This is a genomic window from Gracilimonas sp. (genome assembly GCF_040218225.1).
Classification (GTDB): domain Bacteria; phylum Bacteroidota; class Rhodothermia; order Balneolales; family Balneolaceae; genus Gracilimonas.
This window is the reverse complement of record NZ_JAVJQO010000008.1, coordinates 554816-576855: the sequence shown is the minus strand read 5'-3', so window position 1 is coordinate 576855 and position 22040 is coordinate 554816. Positions and strand designations below refer to the sequence as shown.

The following is a 22040-nucleotide window of genomic DNA, read 5'->3' as shown; positions in this document are numbered from 1 at the left end:
AAATTAGCAATAACTCCGGTACTGAGAATTAAGCAATTGCTTCGGGCACATGTTCTGGTTTGGCATTCTTATAAGCCGGACGGGGTTTCAGCCCAAAAAGCTCGAACATATGCATGTCTTCTTCCAGCTCGTTGTTGTCGGTGGTGAGGAGCTTTTCTCCGGTAAAGATAGAATTCGCTCCGGCCATGAAACATAGTGCCTGTTCTTCAAAATTCATACGAACCCTTCCAGCCGAAAGGCGAACCATAGATTCCGGCATCAGAATTCGGGCTGTCGCAATCATACGAGCCATGTCCCAGCTTGGCACCTTAGGCTGATTTTCCATCGGGGTTCCTTCTACAGCAATCAGTGCATTAACCGGAACCGATTCAGGATGCTTGTCAAGATTTGAGAGGGTGTAAAGAAGCCCAATACGGTCATCATGAGTTTCTCCCATTCCTATAATACCGCCAGAGCATACAGAAATGTCATTGTCCTGTACTTTTTTAATGGTATCGAGACGGTCGTCATAACTGCGGGTAGTAATGATCTTTTTGTAGAAATCTTCGCTGCTGTCCAGATTATGATTGTAGGCATAAAGTCCGGCTTCTTTCAGTTTCTTGGCCTGGTCGTCATCCAGCATTCCAAGGGTTGCGCATACTTCCAGTCCCATATCTGCAATTTCAGAAACGACGTCTAGGACCTTATCAAAATCTTTGGTTTTACGAGCGCTTCTCCAGGCGGCTCCCATGCAAAAACGGGTACTTCCTGCTTCTTTGGCTCGTTCTGCGGATGCCAGAATCATTTCCTTTGGCATCATTTTCTGTGCGTTTACATCGGTGTCGTAGCGGGCGGATTGGGGACAATAAGCGCAATCTTCAGAGCAGCCTCCGGTTTTGATGGACAGTAACGTACAAACCTGAACTTCCCCGGTTTCATGATGTTCGCGGTGAACCGTTTGGGCCCGATAGATTAACTCCATAAGTGGGGTGTTATAGATATCGGAGATTTCTTCTTTTGTCCAGTCGTTACGAATTACAGCCATCTTGAAAATAGTTGAGTTAAAATATTTTGCCGAAATTAATAGGAATCCCTTCAAAACCCAATTCAGAATCCCAATTAATTTACTTTTGTGTTTTATGGAATTTGTGGTAATTATGGCCTCATCAAAAAATTACTTCATTTATGCGCGACGTTCTGATTTCAGGTAAAACTTCATTCAAGATCGAGGTTCCCTACAAATTGATCGAAACAGGAAAGAAAGGAAAAAAGCCTCTCATCCTGTATCTGCATGGCTATAATCAAAACATTGAGTTTCTGGAAAAGAAAATGGAAGATATGCTCAATCTTGAGGCCTATCATTTATTTGTTCAGGGCCCGTATCCCATTTACGATACATCCCGAAAAGTAAATGTATCTAAATGGGGAAGAGCTTGGTATTTATATGATGGAAACCAGGGGCAGTTTATTAAGTCTATGGAGATTGCATCAGAGTTTATACAGGAAATTGTAGATGGACTGGTCGATGTGATTGAAATCAGTCGTTTGTGCGTGTTTGGATATTCCATGGGCGGATATCTTGGGGGATACTTTGCCCTCTCTCGCTGGAAACATGTGAATGAACTAATAGTAGTGGGGGGAAGGATAAAAACGGAAGCTTTTGATGGTAAAAGAGAGCCGGCTCAGCACATAAATATTTTAGCCCTGCATGGAAAAGACGATGATAGTGTATATCCCCAGCCCCAGCAAAAGTGTGTGGAACTTCTGAAAGAGGAAGGTTTTAACGCTATGTTTAAATTGGTAGATGCGGGACATAAACTTGAGCCGATTTTTGTGGACGAAGCATACAACTGGCTGAAGGAGTTAGGTTATGTTGAGTCAGGTTGAATTTTTATTATACTTTTAATTCTAATGTTTGTTAAGTTATTTTAATTAAACTATTGCAAAGCAGTTCATAAATCATTACGATATCTCTGAAAACCGCTACAAATAAACCCTGCGAAGTTAAATGAATATACTAGTAATCGAAGACGATCCGTCTGTTCGTACGCTTGTAAAGGCCGTTCTCGAGCACAACGGAAATTCAGTTTCCACCGCTGATAATGCTACAGATGGAGAAGCCAATGCCGTAGGGAATGATTTTGATATGATCATCCTCGATTTGGGATTACCTGATGGAGACGGCTATGAGGTTTGTAAAAACATTCGGGATAAGAATGTTACCACACCGGTGCTGATTCTTTCTGGAGAGCAGGAAACAGATGTGAAGGTAAAGTGCTTGAAAGTTGGTGCGGATGATTACCTGACCAAGCCATTTAATACCGAAGAGCTTATTGCCAGAATGGATGCCATCAAAAGGCGAACGGAGTCGGGAGGGGAGCAACAACTCACCTGTGGAGAACTTAAAGTAGATTTATTGAAGCGAGAGTTCTCAATCAATAGTGAGAAAGTTCAGCTAACAAATAACGAATTTAACTTACTGGTCTACTTCCTTAAAAACAGAAATCGTGTAATTACACAGGAAGAACTGGCTGAGAAAGTCTGGGATATACATTTCGATACCCAGACTAATTATATCAATGTGTACATCAGTTACCTGAGAAAGAAAATCCGAGAGCATACTGATGTGGACTACATAGAAACCATTCGTAAAAAAGGATTTGTATTCCGGTGCGAATGAAATTTTAAATGATTTTGTCAGCCTCGTACATAATTGATTGTGTACGGGGCTTTTTTATTTAGGCTTATGGATTCATCTAAAAGACGGGCTTTAACGGAATATCTTAGAGATTTTGCTACGGAAGCCCGATGGGATAAAATTGAGGAAGTGGCTCAGCAAAGAACCCGCTATTTGAGCGTAGTTGTAGAAGATATTTACCAGCCTCATAATGCCAGCGCTGTGCTAAGGAGCTGCGATGGGTTTGGAATTCAGGATGTACATATCATTGAGAACACCAACGAGTTTGATGCTTCGAATCAGGTGACCATTGGCGCCGATCAATGGCTGACTCTACATCGGTATAAAAATCCTAAATCAGACAATACAGAGCTTTGTTTCAACAAGTTGAAAGAGCAGGGTTATAAAGTGATTGCAACTTCACCTCACGAAAATGATACTAACCTGAATGATTTGCCTCTGGATCAAAAGACGGCTCTTGTTTTTGGTACCGAACTGGATGGAATTAGTGATCGGGCCAAAGAACTGGCAGACGGATTTGTGAAAATACCTATGGCCGGCTTCAGTGAAAGCTTCAACATCTCGGTTAGTGCGGCTGTCTGCCTCTATAACCTAACCCGCCGACTAAGAGCGTCAAGTATTGACTGGAAGCTCTCAGAAGAGGAAATAGAGGAGTTAAAATATCAGTGGCTCAGAAAGTCTATTAAAGCCGGGGAGCAGCTGGAGCAAGCCTTTCTGGAAAACAAAAGCTAATTTATTTTTTTACCAGGGAAGTTTTTCTTCTATATCAGCAACGGCATAAGCAAATACAGCCATGGTGGCTACACATTCATTGAAGTCTTCCTTATCCAGCTTATCCATGGTGTCGGCATCTGTATGATGATACCAGAAGTAACGAGATCCATCTACAACCAGGCCCATTCCCGGAACACCGTCACGCATCAGGGGACCGATATCAGCTCCTCCGCCACCTTTGGTTACCTGTCCGGATTCAATAGGCTGAAGGGTAGAGCCAATCTCGGAAAGAATTTCATAAGCACGCTCGCTTCCTGAAAAACCAAATCCAATCGGATCAAATACGCCGGCATCAGATTCAATGGCCAATACATGGTTTTGCAACGATTTTTCATCTTCTTTAACCCAGCGGTGATATTCTTCAGCTCCACGCAACCCATTTTCTTCATTGGTCCAGAGTACCACGCGAATGGTTCGTTTTGGCTTGATACCAAGTTCATTCATTAACCGTACCGCTTCCCAGGCAGCAACACAGCCACCACCGTCGTCCATCACGCCTTGTCCAACATCCCATGAATCAATATGTCCGCCCATTACAATAATTTCATCCGGAAACTCTGAGCCTTTTATCTCAGCGATTACATTTCTGGATTCCGTATCTGGCAGGGTTTCAGCCTGCATGTTCAAGTTGATTTTAATCTTTTCACCACGATCATATAACCGCTGAATAAGCATGGCATCCTCGACAGTAATGGCAGCATGGGGAATTTTTTTAACTTGATCATCATAATACATGGTACCGGTATGAGGAGTTTTCATGGAATAAGGGCCAACGGATCGAATGATACTTGCCACGGCTCCGTGTTTTGCGGCTTCAATGGCTCCGTTAACCCGGTATTGGACAGTTCGACCATAGGATGTAAATTCAGCATTATAGAGAACGATTTTACCTTTAACCTGACCTTTGACTTTCTCCAGTTCATCAAAGCTTTTTACAACGATAACATCAGCAGTGATTCCTTCTTGAGGAGTGGCAACGGTACCTCCAAGGCTCAGCATAGGTAAATTCTTTTCCCGGGGTGAAATCAGGGTTGCTGACTCTTCCCCACGCACCCAATGAGGAACCATAACGGGCTGCGTCCAAACCTTATCAAAACCATCTTGCTTCATGGTCTCTACAATCCAGTCGATGGAATTCTCCAGGTTTTCTGATCCACTGAAACGGGGCCCGAATGTATCAGCCATATAGGTAAGCCGTTCCCAGGCTATATCACTACCCATTGCTTTTCGAATGAGTTGCTGAACATGTTCCTTATGCTCTGAGTTAAGCACTGATTGTGCCATAAGTGTTGCAGAAAAGGAAAGTAAGGTAACAAGAACGATAATAGAGAAGCGTTTCATGAGCATAGGGGATTCACTTTTAAATAAGAATGAACCAAAGAAAGGCAAAAGTGAAATTCAATGCCACAAAAAAAGCCCCGAATGAGGCTTTAAAATTTTGTTAGTCAAGAGAGTTGTTATTCGTCTCCGATATCTCTTTGAACATGGCGTATTCTTCAGGAGAAGTATCTGCAAAGAGATAATAGATTGGATCTACAGGCTCTCCTTTGAAATGAACTTCATAATGGAGGTGAGGACCTTCAGACAAGCCTGAATCTCCAGCCATACCAATTTGTTGCCCACGTTCGACTTTACTGCCGTTTTTGATGCCTTTAGCTAAGCCAGATAGGTGAGCGTACAATGTTTCGTATCCAAAGCCATGATCTACAATGACAACCAAACCCAGGGTTCCTTTACGTCCTGCAAACCGGATTTTTCCATTACCGGTTGTAAATACCGCATCTCCAATATCTGCCCGGAAATCTAACCCGTTATGGCGGCGGTTATATTTAAGAATAGGGTGGTACCGTACACCGTATCCACTCAACAAAATACCCGAGGTGGGTTTAATAGCAGGGATATGAGCCATTTTTTCTTTATTCACATTGTATTGGCTCTTAATTTCTTCAAAACTCAATTTCTGAATTCCAATACGGCGCTCCAAATTATCCACTTTGGAAGCGGTCCACTTCAATAATTCTGAGGTAGATTCATTGTATACATCAAACTCATTGTAAGGGTCAGAACCACCAACACCAGCCTGTCTTTCTTCGTAGGAAATTTGATCCATACCCAAAACAGAGCGGTACATCTCATTATCTTTTTTAGCAATCGCAGTGATTTGATCATCGAGATTAACAAGCGCATCTTTTGTGCTTTCAAGCTGTTCGTATAAGGCTTCATTTTCAGCTTTAAGGGCGAGCTCAGCAGGTGTGCCGATGTAGGTAGAGAGTAGGATGATACCTATACCAGTCAGTACAACACCAGATAAGATCCAAATTGAAAGATTGTAGACAACCTGCTCAAGGCGATTGTACTCAATAGGTACAAATTCGCAATTCGTTTCGTCGTAGTAATAGTGATTTTTTATTGACATATACTAACCTTGTTCCAAAACTTGCCTAAGATAGTAACCTTCGTATCACATTCAAAGAGTAAGCCAGAACTCTAATGTTACAGTTTATTCGATATCCCCTTCAAAGTACTCGATAGCTCTTTTCGGAGTCATATCCCTTCCTTTTGTTTTTTCACTTATGCTTGATTGGATTCTTTCCTGGAATGCTTTTGCGGGATCGTACCCATAATGTTTCAATAAATAATTCATTGCAATTACTTCAGCGATAACGGTAATGTTTTTACCTGGTGTGATGGGGAGGTGAATGAGAGGAATTTCCAGTCCTAATACATTCACCGAATCATGGTTTAATCCCGTTCGTTCAACTTCTCTGGTTTCATCCCAAAGGGTTAATTCCAATACTACCTCCAACCTCTTTTGATAGCGGATGGCGCGTATTCCAAACATGGACATCACGTCTACAATACCGAGTCCGCGTATTTCCATGAAGTGCTTGCTCATTTCGGTAGCCGACGACATTAGTACATTGTTCTTTTTGGTAAGCATGACAACGTCATCAGCAACCAAGCGGTGGCCGCGTTCAACTAAGTCCAGTGCGACCTCACTTTTACCGATCCCGGATTTTCCGGCAACTAAAATTCCTATTCCGTACACATCCATCATAGATCCGTGCACCATAGTCTGTATGGCAAATTGGTCTTCCAGAAAATCCCGTAGAATATACATGAATCGGGTAGTCTCCAGTGGTGTTGAATAAATCGGTATGCTTGCCTCTTTGGCGATCTGCAATAAATTTTCGGGAAGTTGATTTCCATCAGTCAAAAAGATAACCGGAATATCGAACTTGGTAATATGGCGGAATGATTCTTCCTGTTTGTCTTTACCCATGTTTTCCAGAAACTGGGTTTCCGTATTCCCAATTATCTGAATTCGTTGATAAGTAAATAGCTCATTATACCCGGCAAGCGCCAATCCCGGTCGGTGTAAATCAGCTTCAACCACAAAATGGTCTCCGGCACAATTATCAGAAACACATGCTTCTATATTTATATTGACACGTTCTCGTAGCTTATTGATAAGATAAGCTACACTAATCTTATCCTTGCGCGGGATTGGGGCCTGGGGTGAAAATGGCATAAGAGATTAATTAAAAATATTAGTTAACGGCATGCATTTTTTCTTTGTACTTCTTCAATTGCCGACTTACTGTTTCAACAGCATTATGAATGGCCTGCTCGTAGGAAGAAGCAGATTCTTTAGCTGTTAATATTTTTCGCGGCACTTTAACAATGATTTCAGCCTGCTGTGGGTTTTCGTCAGAAGGAGTAGGTTCAAGAATAATATCACACATTACGATCCGGTCATAAAACTGTTCAAGTTTTTCCACACTGTCTCTGCAATATTGTTGAAGATCAGCGCTTGCTTCAAAATGGCGTGCTGTGAATGTAGTTTTCATACTTCTACTCCTAATTTTAGTTATGTAATTATTACGTTTTCGCTCTTGGATGAGCCTGCTCATACACATTTTTAAGTCTTTCCATACTTGTATGTGTATAAACCTGCGTTGCCGCTAAATTAGCGTGACCCAAAAACTCTTTGATGATTCTTATGTCCGCTCCGTTATCCAGCATATGGGTAGCAAAACTATGGCGCAGAACATGCGGACTTTTTTGAGTAACCTCACTGGTTTGTTTTAAATAATCTTCTACCATATACCGTACAGCCCGGTCGTACATACGCTGACCATTGGCTGCCAGGAATAACGCCTTTTTTGCGTCTCCGTCTGTTCGTTCTCCGTACAATTCAGGTCTTTTTTCTAAGAATTGATTTAGAATGGTTACCACTGTATTACCCAATGGAATTATCCGCTGTTTATTGCCTTTACCATGAACTGTAACCTGACGTTGCTTTAAATCAATGTTGGATAGATTGAGCCCGGTAAGCTCACTTAGCCGCATTCCTGTTCCATAGAATAGTTCCAGAATAGCCCGATCCTGAAGCCCTTTAGCTGTTTCAATATCTACGGTTTCCATCATTCGGTTGATGTCTTCGACCGTAGCTGTTTTTGGCAACGTCTGTTCTTTTTTTGGTACTACGAGCAGGTGAGCCGGATTTTTGTCGACATGACCTCTTTTAAAACAATATTTAAAAAATGAACGAAGCGCGGCAACCTTACGGGCTATTGAAGTTTTGGCTAACCCTTTTTCTGATAAATCACCCAGCCATAACCTGATATTCAATCGGGTGATGGTAGTCACATCAACCTGTGAAGCATCTTGTTCGTTTACTTGAGCCGTAAATTCAAGAAAAGAAGTGAGGTCATTTTGATAAGAGATAATAGTATGTTCGGAAGCATTGCGTTCTACGCTCAGGTATTTCAGGTATTTGTCGATCAATGCTTTCATACACCTCAAATATGTCTATGTATCTGCAAAAAAGAAAACGATTATTAGTGAAGAACAGATAAATTTTTATCCGACTTCGCGGCCTTTCCAACTGGCCTTTCTTCCGGTGAAATGATCCCAAAGGCAACGAATGCCAAGAACCTCATACCAAATAATAGTAAACGGCTGTAAAAGGCTGATCAAAGGATTCCACCCAAACTTATAATCCATCAGCCAGCGCTGTATTAAAATAATACTAATAAGAACAGCTGCGAATTTTTGTGAGTCTGGATTTCCAAAGATCAAAGCCAATACCGGAACTACAAACACTATGAATTGCATAATGGCCATAAAGAGAAAGAGAGGTACATTCCTTCCAAAGCCGACAAAAAAGTTTTTACGTAGCCCTTCAAAGATTTCAGAATGAGACCGGTACATCCTGCAGTTTACTGTTCCGATTCCATCATACATAGTAATTTTTAAATCGTGGCGTTTAATGGTTTTTGCAAGTTGAACATCTTCTACAATATCCTGTTTAACGGAAGTATGACCACCGATGTCTGTGTATGTTTTCCTGTTAAATCCAATAAACTGTCCACAGGCGGCCGCAAATTGGGGAGCCATTTTCTTTCTAAGACTTGCTGGCAGCCATTTTGGGTTTTGTTCTACATACTTTGCCGGTAATAAAGTGTACAAGCCGTAGTAAATCATGGGAATAATGAGCTTTTCCCAAAAGGTTTGTACCTGCTGTTTAGGCCAAACGGTAATAGCGTCAGACGCTTTTAACGCATTAACAGCTTTTTTGATAGCATCTTCTTCCAGCCACACATCTGCATCAATGAATATTAAATATTCTCCAGTTGCTTTTTCGCTCAATTGATGGCACGCCCAGGGTTTACCCAGCCATTCATCAGGTTTGGGCTGTCCTTTAAGATGGTGAAGGTTGTTAATAATGCCGGATAGTTTGTTAAGTATATCGGTAGTTTGGTCCGTGGAATTATCATCCAGTACCAGTACTTCAAAATTGGGATAGTCTTGTTTAAGTGCGGATGTTACACATCGCTCAATTACGGTCTCCTCGTTTCGGGCTGGGATACAAATACTGACAAGAGGGGCGGAACTGAAATCCTGTTTACCATAAGATTGATTTGACAGCGAGTGGAATTCAAACCAATTTCGTATAAACACAAAAATGGTAAATACGATGTAAGTTGCTGCGATGTAAAGAAGTATGTCCATTGAACGAAAGTTAGCAAACAGAGCGTTGCCGTTCACCAACACGATTATTTTATTTTAGCATGAATATATCTACAGATGTAAGGCAAATAACTCCAGATTTTAATAAGTCGTTCGGTGGATACGAATGGTGGTATTTTGATGGGTTAAGTGAGGATGGACAGCAGGGGTTTGTGATTATATTCTATCAAACCAATCCCTTTTCTACTCAATACATTAAGGATCTGGAGGCGGGTCAGGTTGGCAGGGTCTCTTATCCGGCTATTAGTGTTTCACTATATAAGGGTGGAAAAACGGTTTATTATAGCTTCCTCGAATTTGGAAAGGATGAATTCACGTGGGACGATGAGACTAAAACTCTGTCGGTTGAGCAGAACTCGGTAGAATATGTGTTCAAAAATAATGAGTTGAGTTTTGAGATTAAGCTAGGTCAGGAATTACCTTCTGGTCACAAAGTTCACGGCCGAATAAAAGGCGAGGCAACTAAAGGAAACGAGAATCTTATTCAGTCGGTCAGTGAAGATCGCCACAGCTGGAACTTGCTTACTCCGGGAACTTCGGTTAAAGCGCAGCTGGAAGTAGTCGGCAAGAATGGGGAAGAGGTCCTGAACTTTACAGGCAATGGATACCATGATCATAACACCGGGCAGGAACCCATGAAAGAAAGTTTCAGGGATTGGTATTGGGGAAGGTATCACTTCAAGGATTTCACTCTTGTTTATTACCTGATGCAAAAACGGAACACCGAGCAGTTTGAGGCATGGCTAATCGACCGGGATAATCAACAGGTGTTGGAGAAGTTTAGCGATGCCGAAATGAGCTATTTCACCCGAAATTGGTTTGGTTTGAAATCAGCCCGGAAAATTGAGTTAAAAGAAGGTGAAACTACTGTAAATATTCAATGTAGCACTAAAATAGACGATGGCCCTTTCTATCAAAGATTTAAAGGTGAATCTATTGTTAACTACAACGGTCAAGTATATGCGGCGCATGGAATTTCAGAGTATATATATCCTGAAAATATTTATAAAAAGATGTTCTGGCCATTAGTGCATATGCGGTTAAACTACAGGGAGCAAAGGCCGCACTGGGTTCAGAAATCACGCTTATTATATCCGTGGACATGGTAACCTAAATTATTTAGGCTAAAATTGAGGTTTGAATCCCTCATCAGAAAATCCGGCTACTTGTCTGGTTTGCTCATTTAAGTGTTGAATATCAGCCTCAAATAATTCAGTTAATTCATTTCTGCTCATTGACTTATAATAATCAACTGATTTTCCTATTGATATATAAAGCTCGGGTTTACTGCTTCTAAGGAAATGAGCGTAAATATGGATAGGAACATAGTCGACATTTTCCGTTTTGGAGTACAGCCAGGCTAGTCCTTCTTTGAAATCTGGAGCAGAATCTGAGGCGGGTGTAATGGTTCCTTCAGGATAAATAAACAGGCAGGAATTTTCTCGCTGCAAAGATTCCACAGCATACCGAAGGGATTGAATGGATGCTTTTGGATTTTCAAGGTTAATGGAGAACGCCCCGATTTTGCTAAAGAATGTGTACTGCTGCATCTGTTTGTCTTCCATCAGGGCGCGGGCTTTTTGGTGAAAGATGTTTTCATTCAGGTACAACGGGATTAAGCCATCCCACCATAAATTGTGGTTCAAAAAATAGACAGTTCTGGAGGTAGAAGTGGGCTGGTAATTCTGTTTAATCCATAATTGCTTAAATCGTCTTTTCAAAGACCAGCGGGTGTAATGATCAAAGAACCAGATAAAAAAGCGGGATTCGTTTGCGGGTATGAAATTCAATGTGTTCTTTTTTTGGTGATAATAGGGGGTTGTACCTTATCTTTCAATCATGAAGAAGCACAGAGATAAATCGATCGTTCAAATCACTAATACAAATGTAGAGCAATATGCGCGCAGAATGACCACACCTGAGTCAGAAGACGTGCAGGCGCTGGTAGAGTCTTCTGATGCCGAGTTGGAGTATATCGACATGCTGAGCGGAAATTTGGTGGGTCAGTTGTTGAAAATGCTTGTAAGGATCAGTGGGGCTAAGCGGATTTTAGAGATCGGGACTTTTACAGGTTATTCTGCGCTGATGATGGCTGAGGTTCTTCCTGAAGACGGAGAAATTATCACCATAGAAATGAACATCCGCTATCAGGAGCTGGCTTCCAGGCATTTTGAGAGATTTGACAAGGATGAGAAAATTACTTTGCTTGAAGGAAATGCCCGTGAGTTGATTACAGAACTAGAGGGGGAGTTCGATCTGATATTTATAGATGCCGATAAGTTGAGTTACGAAGCTTATTTTAATCAAACGCTCCCTCTTTTGAAGACTGGTGGAGTAATGATTGTTGATAATGTTTTGTGGGATGGAACGGTATTAGAGCCTCATGATCATAAATCCGAGGCACTTGATGTATTCAATAAAAAAGTTTCTGATGATGACAGGGTGGAACAAGTGTTGTTGCCAGTAAGAGATGGGGTTACTATTATCAGGAAGAAATAAATATAACAATTTCAGTCAGAGTAAGGTTTTATGAAAACATCTTTTGGGATTCAATCTTTTATAATTGTGCTTTTTCTATGTGGTTGTTCTGGGATATTCGGTGGTGAGTCACTAGCTGATTTAGTTGTCGAGACCATTGAAAAAAGGGATAATGGATATTATTCAGAAAACCCAATTGAGAGGGTAATTAAAAATCAGGACGAATTTGATCAGGTATGGACTAAAATTTTTAAAAGTCAGCAACCATTTCCAGAATCTCCAAAAATAGACTTCAAAAACCATACAGTTATTTTAATTATGCTTGACTTAAAGTATTCAGGAGGGTACGAAATATCTGATCTGAGCGTGATAAGAGAGGATGATCATATATCAATTAGCTATAAGGAAATACGCCCGGGTACAAATTGTGGGGTTACTGAAGCATCAACTCAACCATTACATTTATTTTCTATTAATGAGAAAGGATGGCCTGTTCGATTTAATAAGATGGAAACGCTTTATAGTGATTGTAGAGATTGAGCTTTAAAACCGGCACCCGGAGTAATTAACCACACTCTCCGGATGCAAGTTTATAGTAAATATCAAGCCTTTTCAATAGACCAAATTATTAAAGAGCTCTGTACCACTGCAGGAATGGAAGAGGCACTGGTAATAATTCACCATCAGCTGCTACACCGGCAAAGCCAAGCTGGAAAGCTTTGTCAGGACCAGAGTGTAATCTTATTGCAGGTATAATTAAGGCAGCGGGATATTCACCTGTGAAAATAAACGAATCAACTACAAGACTTACCCGATCACTCACTCTGTTCATGCCAGCAAAGGAGATCAAAGTTGTGCTTTCAGATACTCCGGGGCCGAAGGCAAGACCTTGCCCAAGTGAAATTGAAATATTTTTGTCAATTTCACCAAAAGTAATGGAACCAAAAGGAACAGCTACTCCATACTGAGGTTCAGCCCAGGAGCCGGTTCCTAATAAAGTTCCTACCGCGATTCCAAGGTTGCCTTTTTTATAAAAACTATACTTTGCAGAGCCGACGATTGGAGAGCCAAACCAGGTGGTCATCAGGCCAATGCCAAAGTTGTCACTAACCCCGAATTGCACATCCGGTCCGTATAGGTTCCAGATAATATAATTCTCCCCTTTGGAAATTGGATTGGCATTCGTAGAAATATAGTACCGGGTAGCAAACGTGCTTTCTCTTCGCAGTCGACCGTCATCCGTAATTTCTTCCTCCGAAAGCTCTCGCATTTCTTTTATTTCATGTTTGGGAATAGCTATTTCCCCAAGTTCCCTGGTTAGCAGAATGACTTCACGTGCATCCTGAGATATAATTTTCCCTACATATCTTGACCCGTCATTTTTAATAATGATATAAGTTTTGGTTGAATCACTTTCCGTTTGTGCGTGAATTTGGGTTACAAATCCGGCGATAAGAAAAAGTGACAGAAAGGCGACCCATAGTTTTGATGATTTCATAATGTTTCCCTGATTATTTATTTGTACCTACTCAATCGACAATGTTTGTACCGCTCGAGTTATTAACAGTAACTTAAACGACGGGTAAATGTCCTAAATTATATAATTAATAAAAATAGTCAGTTTAATTTATTCCATGACTAGCAATGAGTTAAAAGTATTGATAATTGGAAAAGTATGGCCTGAACCAGATTCTTCTGCGGCAGGTTCAAGAATGATGGAGCTAATCGATGTATTTAAATCTGAGGGATGGGAAATTACGTTTGCTTCGGCTGCTTCTGATAGTCAATATGCTATTAACCTTGATGATTTTGGAATAAAGAAAGAGCGCATAGAACTTAATAGTTCTTCTTTTGATGAGTTTGTTAAGGCTTTAAATCCTGATATCGTTCTTTTTGACCGATTTATGACGGAGGAGCAGTTTGGGTGGCGGGTAGCCGATCATTGCCCTGGCGCACTTCGGGTTTTGGATACCGAAGACCTTCATTGTCTGAGGGAGGCGAGATATAGGGCCTGGAAAAAGGGCAGAGGTTTTAAAGAATCAGATCTATTCAATGATTTGGCAAAACGGGAAGTTGCCAGCATTCTTCGGTGTGATCTCTCCCTGATTATTTCTGAGTATGAAATGAGCCTTCTTGCAAATGTATTTAAGGTTGATGAAAGCTTGCTGCTGTATTTGCCATTCCTTCTAAACAAGATTGATGAGAATACATTAAATAATTGGCTGCCATATGGTAAAAGGAATCACTTTATATCTATTGGGAACTTTCTGCATAAGCCAAACTGGAATGCTGTCTTGTATTTGAAGGAAGAGATCTGGCCTTTGATCAGGGCAGAGGTATCTGATGCAGAGCTTCATATTTATGGAGCGTATTCTTCTCAAAAAGTACAGCAGTTGCATGATGAACAAGAAGGCTTTCTGATCAAAGGCAGGGCAGATAGTGCTAAAGAAGTGGTAGGAAATGCCCGTATTTTGTTGGCTCCGCTTCGTTTTGGGGCCGGACTAAAAGGGAAGCTTGTTGAAGCCATGCAATGTGGTACTCCCAGTATTACGACCTCTATTGGCGCTGAAGGCATGCATGGTAATTTGCCCTGGCCGGGGTTTATAACAGATAACCCGAAAGAGTTTGCTCAACGTGCCGTTCAACTTTATAACGACGAAGATCTTTGGAGAGAGAAGCAGAGGAGAAGCCCGGAAATTACCCGCGGAAGATTCGATAAAGAACTCCATTCAGTGCGTCTAATAGAACGGATGAAAGAAATCCATAAAAACTTGGAAGCGCATAGACACCAGAACTTTATAGGATCTATCTTACAACATCATACGGTTGCCAGCACCAGGTTTATGAGCAAATGGATAGAGGCCAAGAATTCTGATTAGTACAGCTCATACTCGAGTAAACGAGCATCAATAGTAGAGTTATAAAACTCAATACGCTGATTAGTTCGTAGCCCGATTTTCTTAGCAAGATCAAAATTTCCAGTAAATACATAGCCCCACCAGCCGGTCGCTTCTTGCTTGAAATAATCTCCGATCCCCTCATACACCGGTTCCAATTCTTTCTCATTGCCAATGCGATCGCCATAAGGTGGGTTAAGCATTATAACACCCGGATCACCTTCAGGAATTTCTGTTTCACTGAAGTCACATTTTCTCACTTCAATCAAATGATCCAAGCCAGCCGTTCTTGCATTCTTGCGGGTGGCATTTACGGCACGGATGTCATGGTCGGTGGCTATAATACGGCCTTCAAAGTCTTTATTGGATTTATTCTTTAGATCAGAGCGTAAATCATTCCAGCGGTCTTCATCAAAGCCGAGAATATGCTTGATTCCATAATTAGGCCGGAGGAGTCCCGGAGCCTTATTCAGGGCTTGAAGAGCTGCTTCAATGGCAATTGTGCCACTTCCACACATAGGATTGATAAAATGATTTCCGGGCTTCCATTTACTTGCCAGGATTAGAGCAGCTGCCAGTGTTTCCTGCATGGGGGCCGTACTGGTTTCTGTACGGTAACCCCGCCGGGATACAGATTCACCGGAGGTATCCAGGTAGATTTGTGCCCGGTCATTTTTCCAAAACACAAATACAACGCTCTTGTTCAGGTTAGGTCCTGAATCGGGTCGGGTGCCGGTCTTTTGCCGGATGCGATCTACGATAGCATCCTTCACTTTCATATTGGCGAACTGTGTATTTGTCACTGTCTTATTATTGATGAACGAAGTGACGCTTACATATCCATGCTTGTCGATATAATCTTCCCATGGAATCTTAACCAGCTCGTTGTACAACTGATCTGCATTTTGTGGCCGGCAGTCTTTAAGCCTGAAATGAACCCGGTGTGCTGTTCTAAGTGATAGATTCAGTAACATACAGTCGTTCAAAGAGCCCTCTGTTTCAATACCGGCATGACGAACTTTAAGAATGGGAAAGTCCAGATCTTCCAGTTCTTTTTTCAGGTAGGGGGTGATTCGCTTGGGGCAGGTTATAGAAATGGTGCTTTTTTCAGAAAAATCAGCCATGGTATTTTTTAGGTATTAAGAGCAGATATAAAAAATGGAGTCCTTCTCTCGAAGAACTCCATCAATTACGTTTCGAAGAAGTTGAATCAGTTTACGATTTCAATCAACTCGATATCAAAAGTCAGGTCTTTACCTGCCAGAGGATGGTTCGCATCAATGATGATGTTTTCCTCTTCTACTTTAGTGATTTGTACAGGTACAGGCTGGCCGTTAGGCTGATTCAGTTGAAGCTGCATTCCAACTTCAGGCTCAATATCTTCAGGAAGTTGTTCGCGTTCGATTGTCACTTCCAGGTCTTCTCTGCGCTCTCCATATGCATCGGCAGATTCAATATTAGCTGTGGTCTTATCTCCAACTTCTAAACCAACAACAGCTTTTTCAAAACCTGGAATCAATTTCCCTTCACCCAATGTTACTTCTAATGGGTCTCTTGATACAGAAGAATCAAAAACTGATCCGTCTTCTAATTTTCCAGTGTAGTGGACTTTTACGGTGTCACCGTCTTTTACTTTAGACAAAATAAATCGTTTAATTTTAGTTTATAGTGATTTAGTGCCTAAAGATAAGGATATTTGAATACAATTGACGGTTATCAAGACAGGTTTTAATGATTGAAACAATTAGTAATATCAATGAGGTGCTCTCAGAAGCCAAAACAATAGCCATGATTGGCTGCTCACCCAACATATATCGCACCAGTAACTATGCAGCCCGTTTTTTGCAGGAGAGAGGGTATAGAGTAATACCTATTAATCCGGAAGCGGAAGAAATCTATGGGGAGAAATGCTACAATAGTCTGGCAAATATCCCTGAAGATATTCAAGTCGATGTGGTCAACGTGTTCCGTAATTCTAAATATGCGGCAGAAGCAACTCAGGATGTAGCAGACTGGAAAGAACAAACCGGCCAAAATCCTGTGGTGTGGACTCAGTTGGATGTTTCATCTCCTGAAGCTGAGCAAATTGCTAAAGAACATGAACTGCCCTATGTCCGCAACAAATGCATTATGGTAGAATGGGATCGGTATTTTAAGTGAGGGGTGGTTAGGTGATATAGTGATATGGTGATATGGTGATATGGTGATATGGTAGTTTTTTGTAAGGAATTCGGTTGAAGTTGCTCTTACCCTTAGAATAGCAACAAAATTTGTGAGATGAGATTTAAAGAATGGGAGCAAAAAGTACCAAATGAAATAAGGAGTGATGTAGTCTGGAAAATTGAAGCTTACCGGTTAGGTCTTTTTCTTTCGGATATATGCTGGGAAGATTCTAATAAAATTATCACAGAAAAACGCTTTGCTTTAGCTGATCAATTGTATAGATCAGTTGGGTCAATAAGTGCAAATATAACGGAAGGTTATTCAAGATTTTCGAATAAAGAAAAGGCTCGGTTTTGTGAAATAGCTTTGGGATCAACAAGAGAGGCAAGAGACTGGTATTTCAAAAGCAGACATATAGTTGGAGAAGAAATATCGCAAACACGAATTGATATGCTTACCTCTATTGCAAAGTTGCTACAAAGCATGATCTGTAATAACAGAACCCTACATTAATCACTATATCACCATATCACTCTTTACTTCATATTCACAAACTGAAGGGGTATGCCAAAATCTTTAGCCTTCAGGTTTTTGATCACCGCCTGTAAGTCATCAATTTTCTTTCCTTCTACCCGCACCTGGTCTTCCTGAATCTGGGGTTGAACTTTGATTCCCATCCCTTTTATCTCTTTGGTGATTTTCTTAGCCGTTTCCCGGTCTATGCCTTCTTTTAACGTTACATCCATCTTAAGATGTCCCTGGGAGGTTCCTTCCGGTTCACCGAAATCCAGCACTTTTGAGCTGATTCCCCGCTTGATGAAATTCTTACTCAGCATATCTTTTACGGCTTCCAGTTTCATGCTCTCTGCAGCTACCAGATGAATGCGGTTTTCTTTTTTATGGAATTCCACTTCGGTATGAAGTCCGCGAAAATCGTAGCGGGTATTTATTTCTTTCAGTGTATTGTTGATGGCATTATCAACTTCCTGTGCGTTCACTTTATTAACAATATCAAAAGAGGCCATTGGGGAATTAAGGATTAGGAATTTAAAATTAGGTTTAGATCAGGATAAAATTACATTCAACCGTCAACCGTCAACCGTCAACCGTCAACTGTCAACTGTCAACTGTCAACTGTCACTCCAGTTCTTCATATTCATCAAATTCGTCTTTCTCCAGCTTTTCGGCAATCTTTTCAGAGAGAATTTTTTCAATCAACTGATGGTCCTCATTCGGGATCATGGTTTTGAAGCTTCTAATTTTCTCATCCCGTTTATATTCAATTTCAATGACTCCTTCCGAATACCAGGAATAGGTAAAGAAATCATCCCAGCTAATTTTTCGGTCGAGAAGAATCAAACCATTCTTACGAAGTTCAGGAACCAACCTGATGGTAAAACTATAGGCCCCAATAGCGATTATAGAAAGACCGGAAGTCACGCGAATGGGCGTAAAGGGCAGATCAGAAAACAACGAAGTTCTTTGAATTCCAAAAAGAATGATACCTATGGTTACTATGCTTGGAAAAATATCCGTCCAAAAAGACCGGTTCACATATATAATTTCACCACAGTTGGTTTTTTGCTGAAATTGCTGAACGGCTGCCCCCATAAAAACGCCAAATAATGAAGAATAGACGTTAGCCATTACAGCACCGGCTATGGCTTCCGGAAAATATCCGATTCGGTGCATCCATTGCAGAATCAGGAAAAGGGAAAGCACCCCAATCAAAGAGTAGGATATATTCCGGGCAGTGAGTTGATCGAGATACAAAAGCCGTTTATACCCAAGCCAGAAACTTACTGCGGCTACTACAATTGCTGATACAATTATCCAGATCATTGGTTAATTTTGGTTAGATATTTAAACTGCAAAAATACAGGTTTGATGGACACATCCACAACGCCAACGGGCATTGAAGTTAGTAATAAAGATCAGGTTCTGGAAATCTCATGGGAAGATGGGCATACTACTATTTTTCCTTTGTACGGACTCCGAAAAAACTGTCCTTGTGTAATGTGTCGGGGTGGTCATGGAAGCATGGGAGATTTTGAGCCGGAAGCTTTTTTTGAGGAAAATCCTTCCCGAATTGAAATCAGGAATATCGAGCAGGTTGGGAATCATGCCATCCAGATTACATGGGGAGATGGTCACAATTCCGGAATGTATCAATGGAAGACTCTAAGGTGGCTGGATCCTGAAAACCACCTGCCAGATTCAGAAGAAGGGTAACTATAGTCTTTTTTTGAACTCACTCTTAAGCAGGCTCTGAAAGTGATACACGCCCAGTTCCCGCTTAACTGAAAACCTTCCCTGATCATAAGCGTTGGATTGAAGTCCCCGCTGGACGGCTTCACAAATTTCTACATCTTCAAGCTGTATATCATGGCTGTACGAGATGTCCTCATCAATGAGTCCGGAAGCTAGCTTCGCTTTTACATCATCATAAAAATAACTGAAGACCACCTTACATTTTTTTGGCGAGACCGGAATAACCTGATTTATCTGTAATCTTCCCGGTAAAATATTCAGCATCATATTGGGAAAGATGAAATAATAGAAAGCCTCTCCGCCATCGTTGGAGTAAATACTTTCAGTACTTTTGAACGGACTGTGCTGAAGTGAGTGCCAGGTTTTGGTTTCCGTGACGTAAGCGCGATAGTCGAGCAGGTTTGCAAGCTCCGGATGTACAATAGGGATATGATAGCCCTCCAGGTAATTGTCTACATATACTTTCCAGTTACACTCTACATCATAGATTTCCTCTGAGTGAAACTGTAATGCCTCCAGTTTGATGGGAGAGATACGCTCTTTCATTCCGGCTAACAGGGAGGAAAGCTCCGGGGTGGTGTCATTTAATCTTGCAAAGATAAGTCCCTGCCAAATCTCAATCTCTATCGGTTCCAGTCCAAAATCTTTTTTATCGAACAGCTCAACCAGGTTCCAATCCGGGATTCCGCGCAGTGAACCGTCATCGAGGTACGTCCAGCCGTGATACTGACACTGTAGTACCGTCTTGGTTCCTTTCTTTACTGCCAGCGGACCGCCACGGTGCTTACAGACATTATAGAATGCCTTGATCTCCTGATTTGATCTGCGAAAAACAATAACCGGATTACCTGCCACTTCGGTAGTATATGCATCTCCGGGATTCGGAATTTGATTTTCATGGCATACATACTGCCAATGATTTCTAAACAGATGATCCTGTTCAAAGTCGAAGAACTCTGGGTGAAAATACCATTTGGAAGAGATGGTTTTAGCTCTTTCGACCGGTTCGATTTTTAGGGAACCGTTTTTAAAAAGATTTTTACTGTTTTTTGCCGTCATCTGTTTAGAATAAATCTAAATAAAGGTTATTTTGAAGCATCGTCAAATATATAACTACAAAGAATAAAACCAATCTTATGAAATCCACCATCTATTCTCTCATTGCGCTAACAGCGATGGTTTTTATTTCCTGTTCCGGACAGGAAGAAGTAAATGTGTATTCAGCCCGCCACTATGATACCGATCAGGCGTTGTATGCAGAATTCACCGAAAAAACCGGCATTGAAGTTAATCTCATTGAAGGAGGCTCTGACGAACTTATTGAGCGTGTGAAAAGTGAAGGCATTAATTCACCGGCCGATATTTTAGTGACTGTTGATGCTGGCCGACTCTGGAGAGCGGAAGAGGCAGATATCCTGCAGCCATTTGAATCGGAAACGCTGGAAGAGCGTGTTCCATCTTCATTCCGGCACCCGGATGGACTTTGGGTTGGGCTTTCCAAGCGTGTTCGCGGCTTGGTGGTAAACCCCGAAACCGTAGAAAATTACGAAGAGCTGACCTATGAAGACTTAGCCGACCCAAGATTTGAAGGACGGGTATGCATCCGGTCTTCCAATAATATCTACAATCAGTCGCTGGTTGCTTCTATGATTGAAACCATTGGTGCTGAAGCTACCGAAGAATGGGCGACAGGACTGGTCAATAATTTTGCCCGCGATCCACAGGGCGGCGACCGTGATCAAATCCGTGGTGTTGCTGCAGGTGTGTGTGATGTGGCGGTAGCCAATCACTACTACCTTGCCGTAATGCTTACCGGAGATGATGAAGCAGACCTCGAAGCGGCCTCAAAAGTTGAATTTGTATTTCCTAATCAAGGTGAAGATGGAAGAGGAGCTCACGTGAATATATCGGGTGCTGGAATCCTGAAAAACGCGCCCAATAAAGAAAATGCTGTACGATTTCTGGAATACCTGACCACACCGGAAGCCCAGAAATACTACATCGGCGGAAACAACGAATACCCAATTAATGATGAAGCTGAGAAAGCAGATGTATTGGTTGAATTCGGAGAATTTAAAAGCGATGCGGTTAATGTATCTGCTTTGGGAAGAAATAACCCGGAAGCCATTCAGATCATGGATCGGGCCGGCTGGAAATAGACTTTCAGAACACCGAACATTGAACAAGGAACATTGAACTTTGAAGTGACTACTTCGGAGTTTGGTGTTCCTTTTTTTATTTTATTTTAAAATTCCGAATCTTTTTAGATGTCAAACCATTAACTAGTAGAAAGATTTTCATTCTAAGTGTGAAATTATGGAGAAATTAATATCTGTCATATTATTGATTCTATTATTGGTAAGCGGGTGTAGGTTATTTGACAATGATGATAAATCGAATTTTGGGCATTGTGAAAAGGAATTATTTGAGCAAGTTAAGAAAGATGGCTCTGTACGTGTAATCGCTACGTATGAAATGGAATATACTCCGGAAGAACAGCTCACCGAACAAGAGAGACAAGCCCAGCGCGAGGCTATTGCTGAAATGCACGATAAACTACTTTCTAATTTGAAAGAAAAAAATATTTCAGGTGTAAGCAGATCAACTGGAACACCTAGAATAAATATAGGTGTTAATAATAAATCTTTGTCCTTTCTGTGTACTACCGAATTGGTGAAAGAGGTACGATTAGAAAGAACTTTTCAAACTAATAGAGAATGAATAAAATGGGAGAGATGAACTAA

General features: G+C 41.3%; 26 protein-coding genes. 12 read left to right on the top strand and 14 right to left on the bottom strand.

Going from position 1 to position 22040, the window contains the following annotated elements; genetic code table 11:
- Positions 1 to 28: 28 nt before the first annotated feature.
- Entirely contained in the window at positions 29 to 1024 is a 996-nt protein-coding gene (bioB, locus tag RIB15_RS13905; RefSeq protein ID WP_350202772.1) for a biotin synthase BioB, read from the bottom strand.
- A 140-nt stretch (positions 1025 to 1164) separates the two neighbouring features.
- Between bioB and RIB15_RS13900 the strand changes: the two genes are divergently transcribed.
- The 3 genes from RIB15_RS13900 to RIB15_RS13890 all read left to right on the top strand — a co-directional run bounded on the left by RIB15_RS13900 (position 1165) and on the right by RIB15_RS13890 (position 3409).
- A complete protein-coding gene (locus tag RIB15_RS13900; RefSeq protein WP_350202771.1) occupies positions 1165 to 1866 on the top strand; it encodes an alpha/beta hydrolase in 702 nt (233 codons plus the stop codon).
- A gap of 121 nt (positions 1867 to 1987) precedes the next feature.
- Complete coding sequence (locus RIB15_RS13895; protein WP_350202770.1) at positions 1988 to 2659, top strand: response regulator transcription factor; 672 nt, start codon at positions 1988 to 1990, stop codon at positions 2657 to 2659.
- Positions 2660 to 2725: 66 nt separating this feature from the next.
- Positions 2726 to 3409: a TrmH family RNA methyltransferase gene (locus tag RIB15_RS13890; protein WP_350202769.1), complete on the top strand. Its 684-nt coding sequence runs from the start codon at positions 2726 to 2728 to the stop codon at positions 3407 to 3409.
- A 9-nt stretch (positions 3410 to 3418) separates the two neighbouring features.
- Here the strand turns inward: RIB15_RS13890 and RIB15_RS13885 are convergent, their stop codons facing one another.
- From RIB15_RS13885 to RIB15_RS13860, 6 genes are all read right to left on the bottom strand, one after another.
- Positions 3419 to 4798: a M28 family metallopeptidase gene (locus RIB15_RS13885; RefSeq protein WP_350202768.1), complete on the bottom strand. Its 1380-nt coding sequence runs from the start codon at positions 4796 to 4798 to the stop codon at positions 3419 to 3421.
- A 94-nt stretch (positions 4799 to 4892) separates the two neighbouring features.
- On the bottom strand, positions 4893 to 5867 hold the full coding sequence (locus tag RIB15_RS13880; RefSeq protein ID WP_350202767.1) for a M23 family metallopeptidase: 975 nt from the start codon (positions 5865 to 5867) through the stop codon (positions 4893 to 4895).
- An 84-nt stretch (positions 5868 to 5951) separates the two neighbouring features.
- Positions 5952 to 6983, bottom strand: a complete 1032-nt coding sequence (gene hprK / locus RIB15_RS13875; RefSeq protein ID WP_350202766.1) for an HPr(Ser) kinase/phosphatase — start codon at positions 6981 to 6983, stop codon at positions 5952 to 5954.
- A 19-nt stretch (positions 6984 to 7002) separates the two neighbouring features.
- Positions 7003 to 7302, bottom strand: a complete 300-nt coding sequence (gene hpf, locus RIB15_RS13870) for a ribosome hibernation-promoting factor, HPF/YfiA family (RefSeq protein ID WP_350202765.1) — start codon at positions 7300 to 7302, stop codon at positions 7003 to 7005.
- Positions 7303 to 7333: 31 nt separating this feature from the next.
- On the bottom strand, positions 7334 to 8251 hold the full coding sequence (xerC, locus tag RIB15_RS13865) for a tyrosine recombinase XerC (protein WP_350202764.1): 918 nt from the start codon (positions 8249 to 8251) through the stop codon (positions 7334 to 7336).
- Positions 8252 to 8317: 66 nt separating this feature from the next.
- Entirely contained in the window at positions 8318 to 9469 is a 1152-nt protein-coding gene (locus RIB15_RS13860) for a glycosyltransferase (protein WP_350202763.1), read from the bottom strand.
- Between the two features lie 59 nt (positions 9470 to 9528).
- On the opposite strand from RIB15_RS13860, the gene RIB15_RS13855 reads away from it, so the two are divergent.
- The gene (locus RIB15_RS13855) at positions 9529 to 10596 is read left to right on the top strand and encodes a carotenoid 1,2-hydratase family protein (protein ID WP_350202762.1); all 1068 of its coding nucleotides are present in this window, start codon (positions 9529 to 9531) and stop codon (positions 10594 to 10596) included.
- A 15-nt stretch (positions 10597 to 10611) separates the two neighbouring features.
- Here the strand turns inward: RIB15_RS13855 and RIB15_RS13850 are convergent, their stop codons facing one another.
- A complete protein-coding gene (locus RIB15_RS13850) occupies positions 10612 to 11277 on the bottom strand; it encodes a lysophospholipid acyltransferase family protein (RefSeq protein ID WP_350202761.1) in 666 nt (221 codons plus the stop codon).
- 49 nt (positions 11278 to 11326) lie between these two features.
- Here RIB15_RS13850 and RIB15_RS13845 point away from each other — a divergent pair, with 49 nt between their 5' ends.
- Together RIB15_RS13845 and RIB15_RS13840 are read left to right on the top strand one after the other, a co-directional pair.
- A complete protein-coding gene (locus RIB15_RS13845; protein ID WP_350202760.1) occupies positions 11327 to 11986 on the top strand; it encodes an O-methyltransferase in 660 nt (219 codons plus the stop codon).
- A 30-nt stretch (positions 11987 to 12016) separates the two neighbouring features.
- Positions 12017 to 12505: a protease complex subunit PrcB family protein gene (locus RIB15_RS13840; protein ID WP_350202759.1), complete on the top strand. Its 489-nt coding sequence runs from the start codon at positions 12017 to 12019 to the stop codon at positions 12503 to 12505.
- Between the two features lie 88 nt (positions 12506 to 12593).
- Here the strand turns inward: RIB15_RS13840 and RIB15_RS13835 are convergent, their stop codons facing one another.
- Entirely contained in the window at positions 12594 to 13463 is an 870-nt protein-coding gene (locus RIB15_RS13835) for a hypothetical protein (protein ID WP_350202758.1), read from the bottom strand.
- A gap of 136 nt (positions 13464 to 13599) precedes the next feature.
- Between RIB15_RS13835 and RIB15_RS13830 the strand changes: the two genes are divergently transcribed.
- Positions 13600 to 14844, top strand: coding sequence for a glycosyltransferase (locus RIB15_RS13830; RefSeq protein WP_350202757.1), 1245 nt, complete (start codon positions 13600 to 13602; stop codon positions 14842 to 14844).
- On the opposite strand, the gene RIB15_RS13825 is transcribed toward RIB15_RS13830, so the two are convergent.
- Together RIB15_RS13825 and RIB15_RS13820 are read right to left on the bottom strand one after the other, a co-directional pair.
- Positions 14841 to 15986 (bottom strand): THUMP domain-containing class I SAM-dependent RNA methyltransferase, encoded by a 1146-nt coding sequence (locus RIB15_RS13825; protein ID WP_350202756.1) that lies wholly within the window; start codon positions 15984 to 15986, stop codon positions 14841 to 14843. The genes RIB15_RS13830 and RIB15_RS13825 overlap by 4 nt on opposite strands.
- A gap of 86 nt (positions 15987 to 16072) precedes the next feature.
- On the bottom strand, positions 16073 to 16504 hold the full coding sequence (locus tag RIB15_RS13820; RefSeq protein ID WP_350202755.1) for an FKBP-type peptidyl-prolyl cis-trans isomerase: 432 nt from the start codon (positions 16502 to 16504) through the stop codon (positions 16073 to 16075).
- A gap of 89 nt (positions 16505 to 16593) precedes the next feature.
- Here RIB15_RS13820 and RIB15_RS13815 point away from each other — a divergent pair, with 89 nt between their 5' ends.
- Together RIB15_RS13815 and RIB15_RS13810 are read left to right on the top strand one after the other, a co-directional pair.
- Positions 16594 to 17022 (top strand): CoA-binding protein, encoded by a 429-nt coding sequence (locus tag RIB15_RS13815; protein WP_350202754.1) that lies wholly within the window; start codon positions 16594 to 16596, stop codon positions 17020 to 17022.
- Between the two features lie 117 nt (positions 17023 to 17139).
- Positions 17140 to 17538 (top strand): four helix bundle protein, encoded by a 399-nt coding sequence (locus RIB15_RS13810; protein ID WP_350202753.1) that lies wholly within the window; start codon positions 17140 to 17142, stop codon positions 17536 to 17538.
- A 23-nt stretch (positions 17539 to 17561) separates the two neighbouring features.
- Here RIB15_RS13810 and RIB15_RS13805 read toward each other — a convergent pair whose 3' ends face one another.
- Both RIB15_RS13805 and RIB15_RS13800 read right to left on the bottom strand, forming a co-directional pair.
- Complete coding sequence (locus RIB15_RS13805; protein WP_350202752.1) at positions 17562 to 18050, bottom strand: YajQ family cyclic di-GMP-binding protein; 489 nt, start codon at positions 18048 to 18050, stop codon at positions 17562 to 17564.
- A gap of 112 nt (positions 18051 to 18162) precedes the next feature.
- Complete coding sequence (locus RIB15_RS13800; protein WP_350202751.1) at positions 18163 to 18867, bottom strand: DUF5673 domain-containing protein; 705 nt, start codon at positions 18865 to 18867, stop codon at positions 18163 to 18165.
- A gap of 45 nt (positions 18868 to 18912) precedes the next feature.
- On the opposite strand from RIB15_RS13800, the gene RIB15_RS13795 reads away from it, so the two are divergent.
- Complete coding sequence (locus RIB15_RS13795; protein ID WP_350202750.1) at positions 18913 to 19257, top strand: gamma-butyrobetaine hydroxylase-like domain-containing protein; 345 nt, start codon at positions 18913 to 18915, stop codon at positions 19255 to 19257.
- Here the strand turns inward: RIB15_RS13795 and RIB15_RS13790 are convergent, their stop codons facing one another.
- Positions 19258 to 20355, bottom strand: a complete 1098-nt coding sequence (locus tag RIB15_RS13790; RefSeq protein WP_350202749.1) for an aromatic ring-hydroxylating oxygenase subunit alpha — start codon at positions 20353 to 20355, stop codon at positions 19258 to 19260.
- A gap of 77 nt (positions 20356 to 20432) precedes the next feature.
- On the opposite strand from RIB15_RS13790, the gene RIB15_RS13785 reads away from it, so the two are divergent.
- Positions 20433 to 21455, top strand: a complete 1023-nt coding sequence (locus RIB15_RS13785; RefSeq protein WP_350202748.1) for a Fe(3+) ABC transporter substrate-binding protein — start codon at positions 20433 to 20435, stop codon at positions 21453 to 21455.
- Between the two features lie 157 nt (positions 21456 to 21612).
- Complete coding sequence (locus tag RIB15_RS13780) at positions 21613 to 22017, top strand: hypothetical protein (protein ID WP_350202747.1); 405 nt, start codon at positions 21613 to 21615, stop codon at positions 22015 to 22017.
- Positions 22018 to 22040 lie beyond the last annotated feature (23 nt).